This window comes from Kineococcus sp. NPDC059986 (assembly GCF_040702905.1).
Lineage (GTDB): Bacteria > Actinomycetota > Actinomycetes > Actinomycetales > Kineococcaceae > Kineococcus.
In genome coordinates this window covers 146,624-163,766 of record NZ_JBFBND010000006.1, presented here as the reverse complement: position 1 = coordinate 163,766, position 17,143 = coordinate 146,624, and the positions used below count along the sequence as shown (strand labels likewise).

The 17,143-nt window shown below is 74.1% G+C and carries 16 protein-coding genes; all 16 read right to left on the bottom strand.

What is annotated here, in order from left to right; all coding sequences use genetic code 11:
- Positions 1-409: 409 nt before the first annotated feature.
- On the bottom strand, positions 410-1,678 hold the full coding sequence (tyrS, locus tag AB0637_RS07265; protein ID WP_366170801.1) for a tyrosine--tRNA ligase: 1,269 nt from the start codon (positions 1,676-1,678) through the stop codon (positions 410-412).
- A 14-nt stretch (positions 1,679-1,692) separates the two neighbouring features.
- Positions 1,693-2,319, bottom strand: coding sequence for a DNA-3-methyladenine glycosylase (locus AB0637_RS07260; RefSeq protein WP_366170799.1), 627 nt, complete (start codon positions 2,317-2,319; stop codon positions 1,693-1,695).
- Positions 2,304-3,749, bottom strand: coding sequence for an argininosuccinate lyase (argH, locus tag AB0637_RS07255; RefSeq protein WP_366170797.1), 1,446 nt, complete (start codon positions 3,747-3,749; stop codon positions 2,304-2,306). The genes AB0637_RS07260 and argH overlap by 16 nt, the downstream gene beginning before the upstream one ends.
- Positions 3,746-4,330, bottom strand: coding sequence for an arginine repressor (locus tag AB0637_RS07250; RefSeq protein ID WP_366170795.1), 585 nt, complete (start codon positions 4,328-4,330; stop codon positions 3,746-3,748). Before AB0637_RS07250 ends, argH begins: the two co-directional genes overlap by 4 nt.
- Entirely contained in the window at positions 4,327-5,247 is a 921-nt protein-coding gene (argF, locus tag AB0637_RS07245) for an ornithine carbamoyltransferase (protein WP_366170793.1), read from the bottom strand. The genes AB0637_RS07250 and argF overlap by 4 nt, the downstream gene beginning before the upstream one ends.
- Positions 5,244-6,503: an acetylornithine transaminase gene (locus AB0637_RS07240; protein ID WP_366170791.1), complete on the bottom strand. Its 1,260-nt coding sequence runs from the start codon at positions 6,501-6,503 to the stop codon at positions 5,244-5,246. The genes argF and AB0637_RS07240 overlap by 4 nt, the downstream gene beginning before the upstream one ends.
- A gap of 17 nt (positions 6,504-6,520) precedes the next feature.
- Positions 6,521-7,423: an acetylglutamate kinase gene (argB, locus tag AB0637_RS07235; RefSeq protein ID WP_366170825.1), complete on the bottom strand. Its 903-nt coding sequence runs from the start codon at positions 7,421-7,423 to the stop codon at positions 6,521-6,523.
- An 8-nt stretch (positions 7,424-7,431) separates the two neighbouring features.
- Positions 7,432-8,583, bottom strand: coding sequence for a bifunctional glutamate N-acetyltransferase/amino-acid acetyltransferase ArgJ (gene argJ, locus AB0637_RS07230; RefSeq protein ID WP_366170789.1), 1,152 nt, complete (start codon positions 8,581-8,583; stop codon positions 7,432-7,434).
- Positions 8,580-9,638: an N-acetyl-gamma-glutamyl-phosphate reductase gene (gene argC / locus AB0637_RS07225; RefSeq protein WP_366170787.1), complete on the bottom strand. Its 1,059-nt coding sequence runs from the start codon at positions 9,636-9,638 to the stop codon at positions 8,580-8,582. Before argC ends, argJ begins: the two co-directional genes overlap by 4 nt.
- 59 nt (positions 9,639-9,697) lie before the next feature.
- A complete protein-coding gene (locus AB0637_RS07220; RefSeq protein WP_366170785.1) occupies positions 9,698-10,555 on the bottom strand; it encodes an SDR family oxidoreductase in 858 nt (285 codons plus the stop codon).
- Complete coding sequence (gene pheT / locus AB0637_RS07215; protein ID WP_366170783.1) at positions 10,548-13,112, bottom strand: phenylalanine--tRNA ligase subunit beta; 2,565 nt, start codon at positions 13,110-13,112, stop codon at positions 10,548-10,550. The genes AB0637_RS07220 and pheT overlap by 8 nt, the downstream gene beginning before the upstream one ends.
- Positions 13,112-14,245: a phenylalanine--tRNA ligase subunit alpha gene (gene pheS, locus AB0637_RS07210; protein ID WP_366170781.1), complete on the bottom strand. Its 1,134-nt coding sequence runs from the start codon at positions 14,243-14,245 to the stop codon at positions 13,112-13,114. The genes pheT and pheS overlap by 1 nt, the downstream gene beginning before the upstream one ends.
- A gap of 71 nt (positions 14,246-14,316) precedes the next feature.
- The gene (locus AB0637_RS07205) at positions 14,317-15,432 is read right to left on the bottom strand and encodes an ATP-binding protein (protein WP_366170779.1); all 1,116 of its coding nucleotides are present in this window, start codon (positions 15,430-15,432) and stop codon (positions 14,317-14,319) included.
- Positions 15,433-15,538: 106 nt separating this feature from the next.
- Entirely contained in the window at positions 15,539-16,309 is a 771-nt protein-coding gene (locus AB0637_RS07200) for an RNA methyltransferase (protein ID WP_366170777.1), read from the bottom strand.
- A gap of 92 nt (positions 16,310-16,401) precedes the next feature.
- The gene (gene rplT, locus AB0637_RS07195) at positions 16,402-16,788 is read right to left on the bottom strand and encodes a 50S ribosomal protein L20 (protein WP_366170775.1); all 387 of its coding nucleotides are present in this window, start codon (positions 16,786-16,788) and stop codon (positions 16,402-16,404) included.
- A 114-nt stretch (positions 16,789-16,902) separates the two neighbouring features.
- Entirely contained in the window at positions 16,903-17,097 is a 195-nt protein-coding gene (gene rpmI, locus AB0637_RS07190) for a 50S ribosomal protein L35 (RefSeq protein WP_366170773.1), read from the bottom strand.
- Positions 17,098-17,143 lie beyond the last annotated feature (46 nt).

The window sequence follows — 17,143 nt, the reverse complement described above, 5'->3', positions numbered from 1 at the left end:
TGACCCTTGGACTCCAAACCCCACCCCGAGCTGGCAAGCCGAGATGAGGGTAGATCCCAAAGGAATCCCCGATCCCCACCCACTGTGGAGTGAAGGACCATTGGGGGTTGATACATATGGCATCAACATATTTCTAGCGCACTGTTGAGTTCTCAAGAACCGGACGCACCCACCCCGACAAACCCACACCAAGCGGGCCAGCGGAAGAGGGGCAACTTTCCCACCTTAACCGAACACCAGGCCAAACCTCAACCCGACACCGATCAAGACTTCCGGCGCCACCACCTCGAGGCGCGGATCACCCTCGGCCAGAAGCTCCAGGTGTTCCGCCCCGCTCGGGGCGACATGAAGAACAGTACGCGGCGACCGGACCGAGAGGCAAATCCGCTCGGCGCCGGCCGCCGATCCCCTACTGCGGCAACGGAACAGCGACCGCAGCCAGGGACTTCTTGCCGCGGCGCAGCACGGCGTACCGCCCGTGCAGCAGCTCCACGTCGGCGAGCGTGGCCTCCGGGTCGGTCACCTTGACGTTGTTGACGTACGCCCCGCCCTCACCGATGGTCCGACGCGCCCCGCTGAGGCTCGGTGCGAGACCGGTGTCCGCGAACAGCTGGGCCAGGCGGACAGCAGGCTCGGTCGGGGCCGCGGTGGGCAGTTCCTCGAGAGCTCCCCGCAACGTCCACTCGTCGATGCCGTCCAGCTCCCCCCCGCCGAACAGGGCCGACGACGCCTGCTCGACGGCCACTGCGGCGGCCTCACCGTGGACGATCGCCGTCACCTCGTGAGCCAGGGCCCGCTGGGCGGCCCGAGCGCGCGGGTTCTCGGCCACCTGCCGGCCCAGCTCCTCGATCTCCTGCGGGCTGCGGAAGCTGAACGCCTTGAGGTAGTCCACGACCTTCGCGTCCTCGGCGTTGAGCCAGAACTGGTAGAAGGCGTACGGCGACGTCAGCTCCGGGTCCAGCCAGACCGCGCCGGACTCCGTCTTGCCGAACTTCGTCCCGTCCGCCTTCGTCAGCAACGGCGTCGCCAGGGCGTGCACCGTCTGCTGGTCCACGCGGCGCACCAGTTCGCAGCCGGCGGTGATGTTCCCCCACTGGTCGGACCCGCCGAGCTGCAGCGAGCAGCCGTGCCGGCGGTGCAGCTGGAGGTAGTCGTTGCTCTGCAGCAGGACGTAGCTGAACTCGGTGAAGGAGATGCCCGTCGTGGCCAGCCGCTTGCTGACGGCCTCGCGGTCGAGCATCCGGTTGACGCTGAAGTGCTTGCCGACGTCGCGGAGGAACTCGATCGTCGACATGGACTGCGTCCAGTCGAGGTTGTTCACCATCGTGGCCGCGGCCGGTCCGTCGAAGTCGAGGAACGGCGCGATCTGCGCCTGCAGACCCGTCACCCAGCCGGCGACGACGGACGGGTCGTTCATCGTCCGCTCCGCCGACGGCCGCGGGTCCCCCACCAGACCGGTCGCGCCGCCCACGAGGATGAGCGGCCGGTGCCCGGCCTGCTGGAGCCGGCGGGCGGTGAGGACCTGGACGAGGTGCCCGACGTGCAGGCTCGCGGCGGTCGGGTCGAAGCCGACGTAGTACGTGAGCGGACCCGTCGCCAGAGCCTCCCGCAGCGCGGCCTCGTCGGTGGAGTGCGCCACCAGGCCTCGCCACTGCAGTTCGTCCCAGACGTCGTTCACGACTCGTCGGCTCCTCAGGTTGTCCGTGTGGGCGACCGTCGCCCGCCGACACGGTACGCGGACACGGTGGGCTCGTTCACGAGGAAAACGCGCCAGGGGGTGGGAGCGCCGGCCCCCGCCACGCCCACCCGCGGACCCCACGCGACCTCGGCGTCGCCGACGGGCGCACCCGGCAGCACCGTCAGGGCTCCCCCGGAGCAGACGTCGACGCCGTCCTGGGCGCGGTCGACGCCGAGGGCCTGCGTGAGCCGCGCCGGCCCCCGGGCGAGGTCGACGTCGCGCCGGGCGGCGGTCCGCCGCGCCCGGGCGAGGTCCAGCCCGTCGACGACCTCCCCCGCGCGCAGGAGCACGGCCGAGGCCGTCCCCGCCGGCCCGCACACGAGGTTCATGCACCAGTGCATGCCGTAGGAGAAGTAGACGTAGGCGTGGCCGGGCGGTCCGAACATCACGCGGGTCCGCGGCGTCGGCCCCCGGAACGCGTGGGAGCCGGGGTCGGACTCCCCCGCGTACGCCTCCACCTCGGTGAGGCGCACGGCCACCACGCCGTCGGCCGTCTCGTGGCGCACCACCCGGCCGAGCAGGTCGCGCGCCACCACGAGGACGTCGCGGTCGAAGGACGACCGCGTCAGGGGCGCGCCCACGCCAGGTGCTCCGCCAGCGCGTCCTGGGCCGCCTCCAGCTGCTCGGCCACGCGGACCGGGGCGGTGCCCCCGATGCCGTCCCGCGAGCTCAGGGAACCCTCCGTGGAGAGCACGTCCTTGACCGCCGGCGTCAGGTGCGTCGAGATCCCGGCGAGGTCCTCGACGGTCAGGTCCCACAGTTCGACGCTGCGCCCCTCCAGCACCGAGCGCTCCTCGCACCGCCGGACGCAGGCGCCGGAGATCTGGTGCGCGTCGCGGAACGGGACGCCCTGCCGCACGAGCCACTCCGCGATGTCCGTCGCCAGGGCGAACCCCTGCGGGGCGAGGGAGGCCATCCGGTCGGTGTGGAAGTGCAGGGTCGCCACCATCCCGGCGACGGCGGGCAGCAGGAGTTCGAGGGTGTCGACGGCGTCGAACACCGGCTCCTTGTCCTCCTGCAGGTCGCGGTTGTAGGCCAGCGGGAGGCCCTTGAGCGTGGCCAGCAGACCGGTGAGGTCACCGATGAGGCGTCCGGCCTTGCCCCGGGCCAGCTCGGCCACGTCCGGGTTCTTCTTCTGCGGCATGATGCTCGACCCCGTCGACCAGGCGTCGTCGAGGGTGACGAAGGAGAACTCCTTGGTGGCCCAGGCGATGACCTCCTCGGAGATGCGCGACAGGTCCACGCCGATCATCGCGGCGACGAAGGCGAACTCGGCGGCGACGTCGCGCGAGGCGGTGCCGTCGATGGAGTTCTCGACGCTGCGGGTGAACCCCAGTTCGCGGGCGACGGCCAGCGGGTCCAGGCCGAGCGAGGACCCCGCCAGCGCACCCGAACCGTAGGGGGAGACCGCGGCGCGGGCGTCCCAGTCGCGCAGGCGCTCCACGTCGCGCAGCAGCGGCCACGCGTGCGCCATGAGGTGGTGCCCGAGGAGGACGGGCTGGGCGTGCTGCAGGTGCGTGCGACCGGGCATCGCCGCGGTCGGGTGGGCCGCGGCCTGCGTCAGCAGCGCCTCGACGACGTCGAGCACGAGACCGGCGACGACGCGCGCGTGGTCGCGCAGGAACATCCGCAGGAGCGTCGCGATCTGGTCGTTGCGGGACCGGCCGGCGCGCAGCCGGCCGCCGACGTCGGCGCCGACCCGTTCGACGAGCGCGCGTTCGAGGGCCGAGTGGACGTCCTCGTCGTCGGGGGCCGGGAGGAAGGCGCCGGAGACGACGTCGGCCTCGAGCACGTCCAGACCCGCCAGCAGCGCCTGCAGCGTCGCGTCGTCGAGGAGCCCGGCAGCGTGCAGGACGCGGGCGTGGGCGCGGGACCCGGCGAGGTCGTAGCGCGCGAGCCGGAAGTCGAAGTGCGTCGACTTCGACAGCGCGGCCATCGCCTCGGCGGGGCCGGTCGCGAAGCGGGCGCCCCACAGGCCCTTCTCGCCCTGCTGCGGGGGGTTCTGCGTCATGGCACGTCCACTTCGGTCTCGGGGGCTGGTGCGGTCTCAGGATCGTCGAAGGCGGCGGTCCGGCGCGCGAGGGCCAGGAACCGGGCGGCGACGGCGTCCCCACCGAGGGGGTCGCGGGTGATGACGAGGACGGTGTCGTCCCCGGCGATGGTGCCGAGCAGCGAGGGGATCACCGAGTGGTCCACCGCGCTGGCGAGGAACTGGGCCGCGCCCGGCGGAGTGCGCAGGACGACGAGGTTCGCCGACGCCTCGGCGCTCACGAGCAGTTCCTCGCACCAGCGAGCCAGCCGGGCGTCGAGGACCTCCTGCCCGATCCCGCTGCGCGGCGTCCGGTCGCCGCCCTCGGCGGGCAGCGCGTAGACGAGGCCGCGGTCGCCGTCGCGCACCTTGACGGCCCCCAGTTCGACGAGGTCACGCGACAGCGTCGCCTGCGTCACCGCGACGCCCTCCTCGGCCAGGTGGGTGGCGAGCTCGGTCTGCGAACGGACCGGGTAGCGGGCCAGGACCGCGGCGATCCGGTCGTGGCGGAAGGCCTTCGTGCCCGCCCCCGGACCGGGGGCCGGGGTGGGGACGGAGGTCACCGGGACTTCTCGAGCAACCAGACGAGCAGCGCCTTCTGGGCGTGCAGCCGGTTCTCGGCCTCGTCCCACACGACCGACTGCGGACCGTCGATGACGTCGGCGTCGATCTCCTTGCCCCGGTAGGCGGGCAGGCAGTGCAGGACGACGGCGTCGGGGGCGGCCTGGGCGAGCAGGGCGCTCGTGAGGGAGAACGGCCGGAACCGTTCGTACTCCTGCCCCTCCTGGCCCATGGAGATCCACGTGTCGGTCGCGACCACGTCGGCCCCCGCGACGGCTGCCGCGGCGTCGGACGTCACCGTCACGGAGCCACCGGTCGTCGCGGCCACGGCCTGGGCGCGCGCGATGACGGCGGCGTCGGGCAGGTCGGAGGCGGGGGTCCCGATGCGCACGTGCATCCCCGCCGTCGCGCCCCCGAGCGCGTAGGAGTGGGCCATGTTGTTGGCCCCGTCCCCCACGTACGCCAGGGTCAGACCGGCGAGGGTCCCCTTGTGCTCGGCCACCGTCTGCAGGTCGGCGAGGATCTGGCACGGGTGGTAGAGGTCCGTGAGGGAGTTCACGACGGGCACCCGCGAGTTCGCGGCCATCTCGGCCAGGGAGTCCTGGGAGAACGTCCGCCAGACGATCGCGGCGACCTGGCGTTCCAGGACGCGCGCGGTGTCGGCGACGGGTTCCCCGCGGCCCAACTGGGACCCGGCGGCGTCGACGACGAGCGGCACCCCGCCCAGGTCGGCGACGCCGACGCTGAACGAGACGCGGGTCCGCGTCGAGGGCTTGTCGAAGAGCAGGGCGACGGTCTGCGGACCGGCGAGGGGCTTCTCGGCGAACCGGTCGGCCTTGAGGCGGGCGGCGAGGGCCAGCACCTCGGCCTGTTCGGCGGGGCTCAGGTCGTCGTCGGCGAGGAAGTGCCGGACGGTCACGGGGTCGCTCCCTTCAGCGCGGTGTCGAGGATCTCGGGCAGGGCGGCCACGAACGTGTCGGCCTGGGCGGCGGTGAGCACCAGGGGCGGCGCCAGCCGGACGGTGTCGGGACGCGCTGCGTTGACGATGAACCCGCGCTCCAGCGCCGCCCGGACGACGTGCGCGCCGACGGGCTGCGTCAGCGCGATGCCGAGCAGCAACCCCTCCCCGCGCACGCCCTCGACGAGGGGGTGGCCCAGGGCCTCGACCGCCGTGCGCAGGTGCCGGCCGACCGTGCTCACGTCGTCCAGCAGGCCGTCGCGGGCGATGGCGTGCAGGACGGCCAGCCCCGCCGCCGACGCCACGGGGTTCCCGCCGAACGTGGACCCGTGCTGGCCCGCCCCGAGCAGCGCCGCGTTGCGCGGGCCGAAGGCGATGACCCCGCCCACGGGGATGCCACCGCCGAGCCCCTTGGCGACCGTGACGACGTCGGGGACGACCCCGGCGTGCCGGGGGTTCTGGAACGCGAACCACTCCCCCGTGCGCCCGATGCCGCTCTGGACCTCGTCGAGGACGAGGAGCGCGCCGTGCTCGGCGGTGATGCGCCGGGCGGCCGCCAGGTACCCGTCGGGCGCGGGGACGACACCGTTCTCGCCCTGGACGGGTTCGAGGAACACGGCGGCCGTCGCACCGTCGACCGCGCGTCCGAGGGCCCCGACGTCGCCGTAGGGGACGAACTCCACGCCGCCGGGCAGCGGTTCGAAGGGCGCCCGGTAGGCCTCCTTGGCCGTGAGCGCCAGGGCTCCCATCGTCCGGCCGTGGAACGCGCCGTACGTCGAGATCACCTTGGTGCGGCCGGTGCGGCGCGCCATCTTGAACGCGGCCTCGTTGGCCTCGGTGCCCGAGTTCGCGAAGAACACCGCGGACCCCTCGGGAGCACCGGACACCTCCAGCAGCCGTTCGGCCAGGGCGACCTGCGGGGCGGAGGCGAAGAAGTTCGACACGTGGCCCAGCGTCGTCAGCTGCGTCGTCACCGCGGCGACGAGCAGCGGGTGGGCGTGGCCGAGGGAGTTCGTCGCGATGCCGCCGAGCAGGTCGAGGTAGCGGTGGCCGTCGGCGTCCCAGACGTAGCAGCCCTCACCGCGGACGAGGACGCGCTGCGGGGTCCCGAACGTCTGCATGACCGAACGGGTGTAGCGCTCGATCCAGGCCTGGCCGCTGCCGTCGGTGAGGGGCAGGGCCTCGGCCCCGCTCGCGCTCGTCGTGGCGAGTTCCATCGGTTCTCCCTGCTGCATCACGGCACGACCATCGTGCCGTTGCCGGAGGTCGTGAAGACCTCCAGCAGGACCGAGTGCGCCTGCCGGCCGTCGATGACCGTCGCCCGCGGAACCCCGCCGCGGACGGCGCGCAGGCACGCCTCCATCTTCGGGACCATCCCCGACTCCAGCGAGGGCAGGAGGTCGGCGAGGTCGGTGGCCGCGATCTCCCGGACGAGGGAGTCGGTGTTCGGCCAGTCGCGGTACAGGCCCGCGACGTCGGTCATGACGACGAACTTCGCCGCGCCGAGGGCGACGGCGATCGCCGAGGCCGCCGTGTCCGCGTTCACGTTGAGGACCTGTCCGGGGACGAGGTTCCCGTCGTCGTCGACCTCGGGGGCGACGGTCGAGATCACGGGGATGCGACCGGCGTCGAGGATGTCGACGACGGCCCGCGGGTCGACGCCCACGACGTCGCCGACGAGCCCGACGTCGACGAGTTCGCCGTCCACGAGGGCCCCGCGCCGGGTCGCGCGCAGCAACCCCGCGTCCTCCCCCGACAGCCCGACCGCGAGTGGTCCGTGGGCGTTGAGCAGACCGACGAGTTCCCGGCCGACCTGCCCCGTGAGCACCATCCGGACGACGTCCATCGTCTCCGGCGTCGTCACGCGCAGGCCGCCGCGGAACTCGCTGCGGATGTCGAGCTTCTTCAGCATCGTCGAGATCTGCGGGCCGCCGCCGTGGACGACGACGGGGCGCAGACCGGCGGTGCGCAGGAACACGACGTCCTCGGCGAACGCCCGCTTGAGCTCGTCGTCGACCATGGCGTTGCCGCCGTACTTCAGGACGACGAGGGCGCCGTGCCACTTCTGCAGCCACGGCAGGGCCTCGACGAGGACGGCGGCCTTGTCCTGGGCGCTGAGTCCCACGAGGTCGCTCACGGGGTCGCTCACGAGGAGTACGCGCTGTTCTCGTGGACGTAGGCGTGGGTGAGGTCGTTCGTCCACACCGTCGCCGTCGCCGGACCGGCCTTGAGGTCGATGCGCACCCGCACCTCGCGCGGGTTCAGGTCGACCGTGGCCGGGTCGGCGTGCGGGGTGCCGTCGACGCACACGGCGACGCCGTTGAGGCTGACGTCGAGCGTCTGCGGGTCGAACTGCGCCGACGTCGTCCCGACGGCCGCCATGACGCGACCCCAGTTCGGGTCCTTGCCGAACACCGCGGCCTTGAAGAGGTTGTTGCGCGCGACGGAGCGGGCCACCTCGACGGCCTCGTCCTCGCTCAGCGCACCGACGACCTCGATGGCGATGTCGTGGTCGGCACCCTCGGCGTCGCCCACGAGCATCCGGGCGAGGTCGGCGCAGACGTGCCGGACGGCCTCGTCGAACGCGGCCGGGTCCGGGGTCGTGCCGCTGGCGCCGGAGGCGAGGAGCACGACGGTGTCGTTGGTGGACATGCACCCGTCGGAGTCGACACGGTCGAACGTCGTCCGCGTCGCCGCACGCAGCGCGCGGTCGAGGTCGGCGGCCTCGACCGCCGCGTCGGTGGTCAGCACGACGAGCATCGTCGCGAGGCCGGGGGCGAGCATGCCGGCGCCCTTGGCCATGCCGCCGACGACGAAACCCGCACCGCTGGCGATGGCCTGCTTGGAGACCGTGTCCGTCGTCATGATGGCCGTCGCGGCCGCCGTCCCGCCGTCGGTCGACAGTGCGGCGGACGCGGCGCGCACCCCGTCGAGGACCTTCTCCCGGGGCAGTTCCACGCCGATGAGACCGGTCGAGCAGACGACGACGTCGGCCGCCCCGGACCCGAGGAGCTCCCCGACGAGTTCGGCCGTCGCGTGCGTGGTCTGGAAACCCTGCGGGCCGGTGAAGCAGTTGGCGCCGCCGGAGTTCAGGACGACCGCCTTGAGGTGGCCGTCGGCGCTGGCGCGTTCGCTCCACAGCACCGGGTGCGCCTTGCAGCGGTTGGAGGTGTAGACGGCGGCGCCGGCGTCGAGCGGACCGTCGTTGACGACGAGGGCGACGTCGGGGCGGCCGGAGGCCTTGAGGCCGGCGGTGACCCCCGCGGCGCGGAAACCCTTGGCGGCGGTGACGCTCACGGGGCCACCCCCACGGCGGTCAGACCGGCGTCCTCGGGCAGACCCAGGGCGATGTTGACGGACTGCACGGCTCCTCCGGCGGTTCCCTTGACGAGGTTGTCGATGGCGGCGACGACGAGGACGCGACCGGCGTGCTCGTCGACGGCGAGCTGCAGGACGCAGGCGTTGCTGCCGTGCACCTGCGCCGTGGAGGGCCACTGCCCCTCGGGCAGGAGGTGGACGAACTGCTCACCCGCGTAGGCGTCCACCCACGCGGTGCGGACCTGCGCGGCGCTCACGCCGTCGGCGAGCCGCGCCGTGCAGGTGGCGAGGATGCCGCGCGACATGGGCGCCAGCGTCGGGGTGAAGGAGACCGTGACGGGGGTGCCGCCCGCGAGGCCGAGGTTCTGCTCGATCTCGGGGGTGTGCCGGTGGCCGCCGCCGACGCCGTAGGGGCTCATGGACCCCATGACCTCCGACCCCAGCAGGTGGGGTTTGAGCGCCTTGCCCGCCCCCGACGTGCCGGAGGCCGCGACGACCACGACGTCGTGCGGTTCCAGGAGCCCGGCGGCGAAACCGGGCGCGAGGGCGAGGCTGACGGACGTCGGGTAGCACCCCGGGACCGCGATCCGCCGCGTCCCGACGAGGTGCTCGCGCTGACGGGCACCGCCGGCCAGCGGCAGTTCCGGGAGGCCGTAGGGCCAGGTGCCGGCGTGGGCGCTGCCGTAGAAGCGCTCCCACGCGGACGGGTCGAGGAGGCGGTGGTCCGCACCGAGGTCGACGACGAGGACGTCGTCCCCGAGCTCGGCCGCGACGGCCGCGGACGCACCGTGCGGCAGGGCCAGGAAGACGACGTCGTGCCCCGCGAGGACCTCCGTCGTCGTCGGCTGCAGCACGCGGTCGGCCAGGGGCAGCAGGTGCGGCTGCAGCTCCCCGAGGCGCGTGCCCGCGTTGGAGGCGCCGGTGAGGGCGCCGATCTCGACGTGCGGGTGGTCCAGCAGCACCCGCAGGACCTCGCCACCGGCGTAGCCGCTGGCCCCTGCGACGGCGACCGAAAGCCGCTTCCCGGGTTCCATGTGCATGACCATACACCTGCTCGGCTAGCCATGCAGCGCCCGGGGCGGACCGCGCGGCGTCAGGCGAGCGGGTCGTCCGGGCCGTAGGGGGTGACGACGAGCTTGCGGGTCGTCGGGCCGAGGCGGGGTTGCGCGGCGCGCAGGGCGGCGGGCGTGTCGACGCCGACGCGCAGGAACCGGCCCGACCAGGCGTCGAGCTGGCCCGAGGCGATGACGCGCACCATCTCCACGACCGCGTCGGGGTCGGTCCACTCCGTGCGGTCGGCGTGCCGGCTCATGCTCGTCGACATCGCCGTCCGCACGACCCCGGGGGACAGCTCGAACGCCAGCACCCCGAGGGGAGCGCCGGCGGCCGCGACCGCCCCGCCGAGGCGGAACAGCGCCGCCTTGCTCGCCGCGTAGGCGAAGTACGTCCCCGAGTCCTGGGACGCGGCACCGGAGCTGAGGTCCACGACCCGGCCCGCACCGCGCGCCACCATGCCCGGCACGACGGCGCGCACGACGTGGAACGGGCCGAGGACGTTGGTCTCCAGGACCGCGCGGACGTGCGCCGGGTCGGCCTCCCACGGCGGCACCTCCTGCGGCTCGATGCGGCCCGCGGCCTGGACGAGGAGGTCGAACCCGCCCACCTCGAGCTCGAGCGCGTGCACCCCGGCCGCGACGGCGGCCGCGTCGGTCACGTCGAACGCCGTCGCCACCGCCCGGCCGCCGTCGGCCGTGATCTCCTCGACGAGCTCGTCGAGGGCGCGGGCGCTGCGGGCCACCGCGGCGACGGTGAACCCCGCCTGCGCCAGGCCCAGGGCGACGGCGCGGCCGATGCCCTGGCTCGCGCCCGTGACGAGGACCCGCACGGGCTGCACCTGCGGGAGGTCGTCGCGACCGGGCACCAGGTGGTCGGGCACGCTGTCGTCAGGCACGCTGCGTCGCTCCCGTCCGCTCGGCGGCGAGGGCGACGGCCGCGTCGCGGGCCGCGCTGGCCTCCTCCGCCGTCAGGGTGCGGTCCGGAGCCCGGAAGCGCAGCGCGAAGGCGAGGGACTTGCGGCCGTCCCCGACCTGGGCGCCGGTGTAGACGTCGAACAGGTGCACGTCCTCCAGGAGCGGGCCGGCCCCCTCCCGCAGCGCCTCCTGCACGACCGACGCCGGGGTGCCCACGTCCACGACGAGCGCGACGTCCTGCGTCGCGGCCGGCAACCCCGACAGGGACTCGACCTGGGGCGCCGCCCCGACGAGGGCGAGCAGGACGTCGAGGTCGAGTTCGAAGGCCGCCGCCCGGGCGGGCAGTTCGAGCGCCGCGACCGCGGAGGGGTGCAGCTCCCCCGCGTACCCGACGAGGTGCCCCTGGGCGGTGAGGACGCGGGCGCACCGGCCGGGGTGCCAGGGGGCGTGCTCGCCCGCCTCGACGACGACCTCCACGCCGACGGCCGCCGCGACCGTGCGGGCCGCCTCGACGGCGTCGGCCCAGCCCGCGGGTTCGGCGGTGCGGGCGAACCCGTCCGCGGCCGCGCCGGGCCGGCGGCGGACCCCGGTGAGGACCCCGGCGACGTGCAGCGGCTGGGCGGGGACCGCCGCCTGCAGCGCGGCCAGCTCCTCCTCCGACGGGCGTCGCTCCACACCGAGGACCTCCGCCCGCGCGGCACCGGACCGCGGGTGGGTCACGGACCCCAGCTCGACCAGCGCCAGGTCGCGCAGACCCCGGGACACGTTGCGCCGCACCGTCTCGACGAGGGAGTCGAGCAGGCTGGTGCGCATGACCGGCTGCTGCTCGGACAGCGGGTTCGCCAGGCGCAGGGCGCTGCGGCGGGGGTCGTCGGCGGGCAGCTGCTGGGCGTCGAAGACCGAGGCCGCGACGAACGGGTAGCTGAGCACTTCGACGAAGCCGTCGTCCGCGAGCGCCCGGGCGACCGAACGGCGCGCGCGCTGCCCCGACGTCAGCCCGGTGCCGGCCGGGGCCGGCGGCAGGACCGACGGGATGGCGTCGTACCCCGTGAGGCGGGCGACCTCCTCGACGAGGTGGACGCGCCCGGTGAGGTCGGGACGCCAGCTCGGCGGCGTCACCGTCAGGGTCGAACCGTCGACCGTCACGGAGCAGCCGATCTCCGTGAGCGTGTCCACGACGACGTCGGCGGCGTACCGGACCCCGACGACCCGTTCGGGGAACCCGGCGTCCATCGAGAGCGGCTGCGGCGCAGCGGGGGCACCGACGTCGGTGGCCGCGGTGTCGGCCGTCCCGCCACCGTGCTCGACGAGGAGGCGGACGGCGAGCTCGGCGGCCTGTGCGCACACGGCCGGGTCGGTGCCCCGCTCGAAGCGCTTGGCCGCCTCCGAGGGCAGCCGGTGCCGGCGGGCCGTGCGGGCGACGGTGACCTGCGCGAAGTGCGCGGCCTCGACGAGGACGTCGCGGGTCGAGGCGGAGACCTCGCTGGCGGCGCCGCCCATGACCCCGGCCAGGCTCAGCACGCGTGACGTCGACGGGTCACCCGGCACCTCGTCGGTGATGAGCAGGTCCTCGGGGTGCAGCACGCGCTCGACGTCGTCGAGCGTCGTCAGCCGCTCCCCGGCGCGGGCCCGGCGGACGACCAGCTCGCCCTGCAGCTGTTCGAGGTCGTAGGCGTGCAGCGGCTGACCGGTGGCGAGCATGACGTAGTTCGTCACGTCGACGGCCAGCGAGATGGGCCGCATCCCGCTCTGCCGCAGACGGTCGGCGATCCAGGACGGCGTCGGGCGAGAGGGGTCCACCCCGCGGACGACACGCGCCGTGAAGCGGTCGCAGCCGACCGCACCGCGCACGGGGGCGTCGTCCTCGAGGCGCACCGGGTACCCCGGACCCGACGGCAGCGGCACCTCGACGTCGACGGGGTCGCGCAGGACCTCGGCGACGGGCCGGCGGGTGCCGTGGGCGTACTCGCGGGCGATGCCGCGGATGCTGAAGCAGTAGCCGCGGTCGGGGGTGACGTTGACCTCGACGGTCTCCTCGGCCAGGCCGAGCAGCGCGAGCGCGTCCTGTCCGGGGGTCACCTCCACCCCGGGGAGGTGCTGCGAGAGCACGATGATGCCGTCGTGGTCCTCGCCCAGACCCAGTTCGCGGGCCGAGCAGATCATCCCGTCCGAGACGTGCCCGTAGGTCTTGCGGGCGGCGATGCCGAACCCGCCCGGCAGCTCGGCGCCGGGCAACGCGACGACGACGAGGTCGCCCGCGACGAAGTTGTGGGCACCGCAGACGATGCCGCGCGACCCCTCGGCACCGTTGTGCTCGGGCCCGACGTCGACGTGGGTCCAGTTGATCGTCTTGCCGTTCTTCTGCGGCTCCTGGACGAGGTCCAGGACCCGGCCCACGACGACGGGTCCGGTGACCCCGGCCGTGTGGATGCCCTCCTCCTCCAGGCCCACGCGGACGAGGGACGCCGCGACGTCGACGCCGCGCGCCCCGGGTTCGAGGTCGACGTGCTCGGCGAGCCAGCTCAGGGGGATGCGCATCAGAGGTCGCCCTCCCCCGCGGCCACGGCCGGGACCGCGACCCGCGCCACCCCGGACGCGGACAGGTCCTCGACGCCGAACGCCCGGCTGAACCGCACGTCACCCTCCACCAGGTCTCGCATGTCCGTCACCCCGTTGCGGAACATCAGCGTCCGCTCGATCCCCATGCCGAAGGCGAACCCCTGGTAGCGGTCGGGGTCGATGCCCGCGGCCCGCAGCACGTTCGGGTTGACCATCCCGCAGCCGCCCCACTCGATCCAGCCGCGTTCGGCGTCGCGCCCCAGGGAGAAGCGCAGGTCCAGTTCCGCGCTGGGCTCGGTGAACGGGAAGAACGCCGGCCGCCAGCGCGTCTCGACGCCGTCACCGAACATGGCCCGCGCGAAGTGGTCGAGCGTGCCCTTGAGGTTGGCCATCGTCAGGCCCTCGTCGATCGCGATGCCCTCGAGCTGGTGGAAGACCGGTGTGTGGGTCGCGTCCAGCTCGTCGGTGCGGAAGACCTTGCCCGGGCAGACGACGTACAGCGGCACACCGCGGTGCAGCAGCGACCGGCTCTGGACCGGGGAGGTGTGGGTCCGCAGCACGAGACCGGACTCGGCGCCCCCGGCCGGGTCGGCGACGAAGAACGTGTCCTGCATCTGCCGCGCGGGGTGGTCCGCGTCGAAGTTCAGGGCGTCGAAGTTGAACCACTCGGCCTCGACCTCGGGGCCTTCGGCGACCTCCCAGCCCATGGCGGTGAAGACGTCGCTCACGCGCTCGACGAGCAGCGGGATCGGGTGCCGCGCACCACGGTCGGGCCGGGCGACCGGCAGCGTGACGTCCACGACCTCCTCGCGCAGCACCCGCTCGACGTGCTCGGCCTCGAGCACGGTCGTGCGCTGCGCCACGGCCGCGTTGACCCGGCCCCGGGCCTGGCCGACGCGTTTGCCGGCGGCGGCCTTCTCGGGTCCGGGCAGGGCACCGATGGCACGGTTGGCCAGGGCCAGCGGGCTGCGGTCACCGGCGTGCGCCAGGCGCGCGGCCTTGAGCTCGTCGAGGTCGGTGGCCGCGGCCACCGCGGCCAGGGCGGCGTCGAGGGCGGCCTGCACGCTCGCCTCGTCCACCGCGCCCTCGGGCACGTCGGGCTGGTCGGACATCGGGGGTGCGCACTCCTCGGTCGTGGATCGGTGGATCGTCCCGCCCGATCTTCCCAGACGCGGTGCCGGGCTCAGGCGACGGTGGCGACCGGCTCCCCCGCCGGCAGCCGGACGGTGAACCGGGCACCGCCGGTGGGGGCGGCGTCGACGTCGACGTCGCCGCCGTGGGCCTCCACGAGACCGCGGGTCACGTACAGCCCCAGGCCGGTGCCGCTGCGGGTGCCGCCGTGCCAGAACTTGGAGAAGACGTAGGGGCGGTTCTCGACGGGGACGCCCTCGCCGTTGTCCTCGACGGTGAGCACGATCCAGGACCCCCCGTCGGGTGCGGTCTCGGCGCTGACGCCCACGGCCACCGTGCCCGCCCCGTGCCGCACGGCGTTGTCGACGAGGTTCGTCACGACCTGCGCCATCCGGTCGGGGTCGGCCCACAGCTCCGGCAGGTCGGCGTCGACGGTCAGCTCGAACCGCTCGTCGTCGTACCCGGCGAACCGCAGCCGGTCCACGTGCTCGCGCACGAGGGTGGCGAGGTCCATGGGCCGGCGGTGGACGGTGAGGCGCCCGGCGTCGACGCGGGCCACGTCGAGGAGGTCGCCGACGAGCCGGCTGACGCGGTCGGCGTCGGCCTGGACGGTGGAGAGCATGAGCCGCTTCTGGTCGTCGCTGAAGCGGTCCCAGCGGCGCAGCAGGCTCGCGGTGAACTGCTTGACGGAGGTCAGCGGCGACCGCAGCTCGTGGGCGACGGTGGCGATGAGGCTCGCGGTGTCGGTCTCGGCACGGCGTCGTTCGTCCGGGGTGCGCAGGGCGAGCACGGCGCGCAGCAGCGTCCCGGTCTCGTCGCGGTGGAAGCGCGCGGTCACGAGGAGCTCGGTGCCGCCGGGCAGCAGGAGGAGGCGTTCGCCGTGCCCGTCCTCGCTGACCCCGACCGGTCGGCGCGCGGTGTCGAGCAGGACGTCCCACCAGCGCCGGCCGGAGGTGTCCTGCAGGGGCAGCGCCCGCCGCAACGGGGTCCCGAGCAGGTCGGCCCGTGGCCGGTCCAGCAGGCGTTCGGCGGCGACGTTGAGGTCGGCGATCGCGCCGTCGCCATCGGTGACCACGATCCCGTCGGGCAGGTCGTCGAGCACGAGCGGGGGCAGCACTCGGGGACGGGCCGACGACGCGGCCCCGGCGCTCCCCCTCGCCTCGGGCACGGGGGCGACATTAGGGCATCGGATGAGCGCATCGCGCGCTCAACCCGGACCCGGCGACGGGTCGGGGCGTGCGTCCTGCGGGACGGGTGGGGCGTGCCCGGTCGCCTCAGCGGTGGGCGCGGGCGCTCGCGTAGAGGCACACGACGGCGGCCGTCGCCAGGTTCAGGCTCTCCGCGCGACCGTGCAGCGGCACCCGCACGACGGCGTCGGCGAGGGCGCGACCGGTGTCGTCCAGCCCGGCGGCCTCGTTGCCGAAGACCCACCCCGTGCGGCGGCGCAGGTCGATGCGGCCGGTGTCCCCGCGCGCGGCCTCGTCGGCGAGGTCGTCGAGGTCGAGGTCGCCCGTCCCGTCCGCCGCCAGGACGGTGGACCCGCTGCGCTGCAGGCCTTCGACGACGTCCTGCAGGCTGCGCCCGACGACGACGGGGAGGTGGAACAGGCTGCCGGCGGTGGACCGGACGCACTTGGGGTTGAAGACGTCGACGCTGCTCGTCGTGAGGACGACGGCGTCCGCACCGGCGGCGTCGGCGGCCCGCAGGACGGTCCCCGCGTTGCCGGGGTCGCGCACCCGGTCCAGGACGGCGACGAGGCGCGGCTGGCCGGCCAGGACGTCGTCGAGCTCGGCCGTCGTCGTCGGGCACACGGCGACGAGGCCCTGCGGGGTGACGGTGTCGCTCATGGCCGCGAGGACCTCGTCGGTGACCGTCCACACCTTGGGCGCGCCGTCGACGACGTCGGGGTGGCGCTCGGCGGCCTCGGCCGTCGTGTAGAGCTCCAGCGCCGCGCCCGCGGCGACGGCCTCCCGGACGGCCTGGGGGCCTTCGGCGAGGAAGCGGCCGTGCCGCTGGCGCGCCGAACGCCCGGTCAGGGCCCGCACGGCGCGCACCCGTTCCGCTCGAGGGTTCGAGAGGAGGGGGGCGTCGACGTGGGGCACTGCCGGGCGTCCGGGGTGTTCGGTGGGTCTGCGGATCAGGCCGCGGAGCCCTCGGCCACCGGGGCGGCCGGGAGGGAGGCCTTGGCCGTCGCGACCAGCGCCGAGAAGGCGGCCGGGTCGGACACGGCGAGCTCGGCCAGCATGCGGCGGTCGACCTCGATCTCAGCGGCCTTCAGGCCCTGGATGAAGCGGTTGTACGTCATGCCGTCGGCACGGGCCGCAGCGTTGATGCGCTGGATCCAGAGGCGGCGGAAGTCGCCCTTGCGCGCCTTGCGGTCGCGGTACGCGTAGACGAGGGAGTGGGTGACCTGCTCCTTCGCCTTGCGGTACAGGCGCGAGCGCTGGCCGCGGTAGCCGCTGGCCTGCTCGAGGACGGTGCGGCGCTTCTTCTGGGCGTTGACTGCGCGCTTGACGCGTGCCACGGGTACTCCTTGAAAGTCGGGCGCGGGCGGCCGGGTCGATCGGCGGTGACCAGGTGGTCACGCACCCGCTGGGTTCGGTCGAGGGGTGCCGGCCCGCGAGGGGCCGGCCGCGGATCAGATGCCGAGGAGCTTCTTGATCTTCTTGGCGTCCGCGGGCGAGACGACCTGGTCGACCGAGAGGCGGCGGGTGCGCTTGCTCGACTTGACCTCGAGCAGGTGGCGCTTGTTGGCCTGCTCGCGCATGACCTTGCCGGTGCCGGTGGTGCGGAACCGCTTCTTGGCGCCGGAGTGGGTCTTGTTCTTGGGCACGTCTTCTCCTGTGATCAGAGCCGGAGGGGGTGCCCTCCGGCGTGGT

Bases quoted from the DNA above. Each gene is read 5' to 3' on its own strand.
- pheS (WP_366170781.1), bottom strand. From the start codon at position 14,245: ATGTCCGACCAGCCCGACGTGCCCGAGGGCGCGGTGGACGAGGCGAGC.
- pheT (WP_366170783.1), bottom strand. From the start codon at position 13,112: ATGCGCATCCCCCTGAGCTGGCTCGCCGAGCACGTCGACCTCGAACCC.
- argC (WP_366170787.1), bottom strand. From the start codon at position 9,638: ATGGAACCCGGGAAGCGGCTTTCGGTCGCCGTCGCAGGGGCCAGCGGC.
- argH (WP_366170797.1), bottom strand. From the start codon at position 3,749: ATGACGCAGAACCCCCCGCAGCAGGGCGAGAAGGGCCTGTGGGGCGCC.
- AB0637_RS07240 (WP_366170791.1), bottom strand. From the start codon at position 6,503: ATGGAACTCGCCACGACGAGCGCGAGCGGGGCCGAGGCCCTGCCCCTC.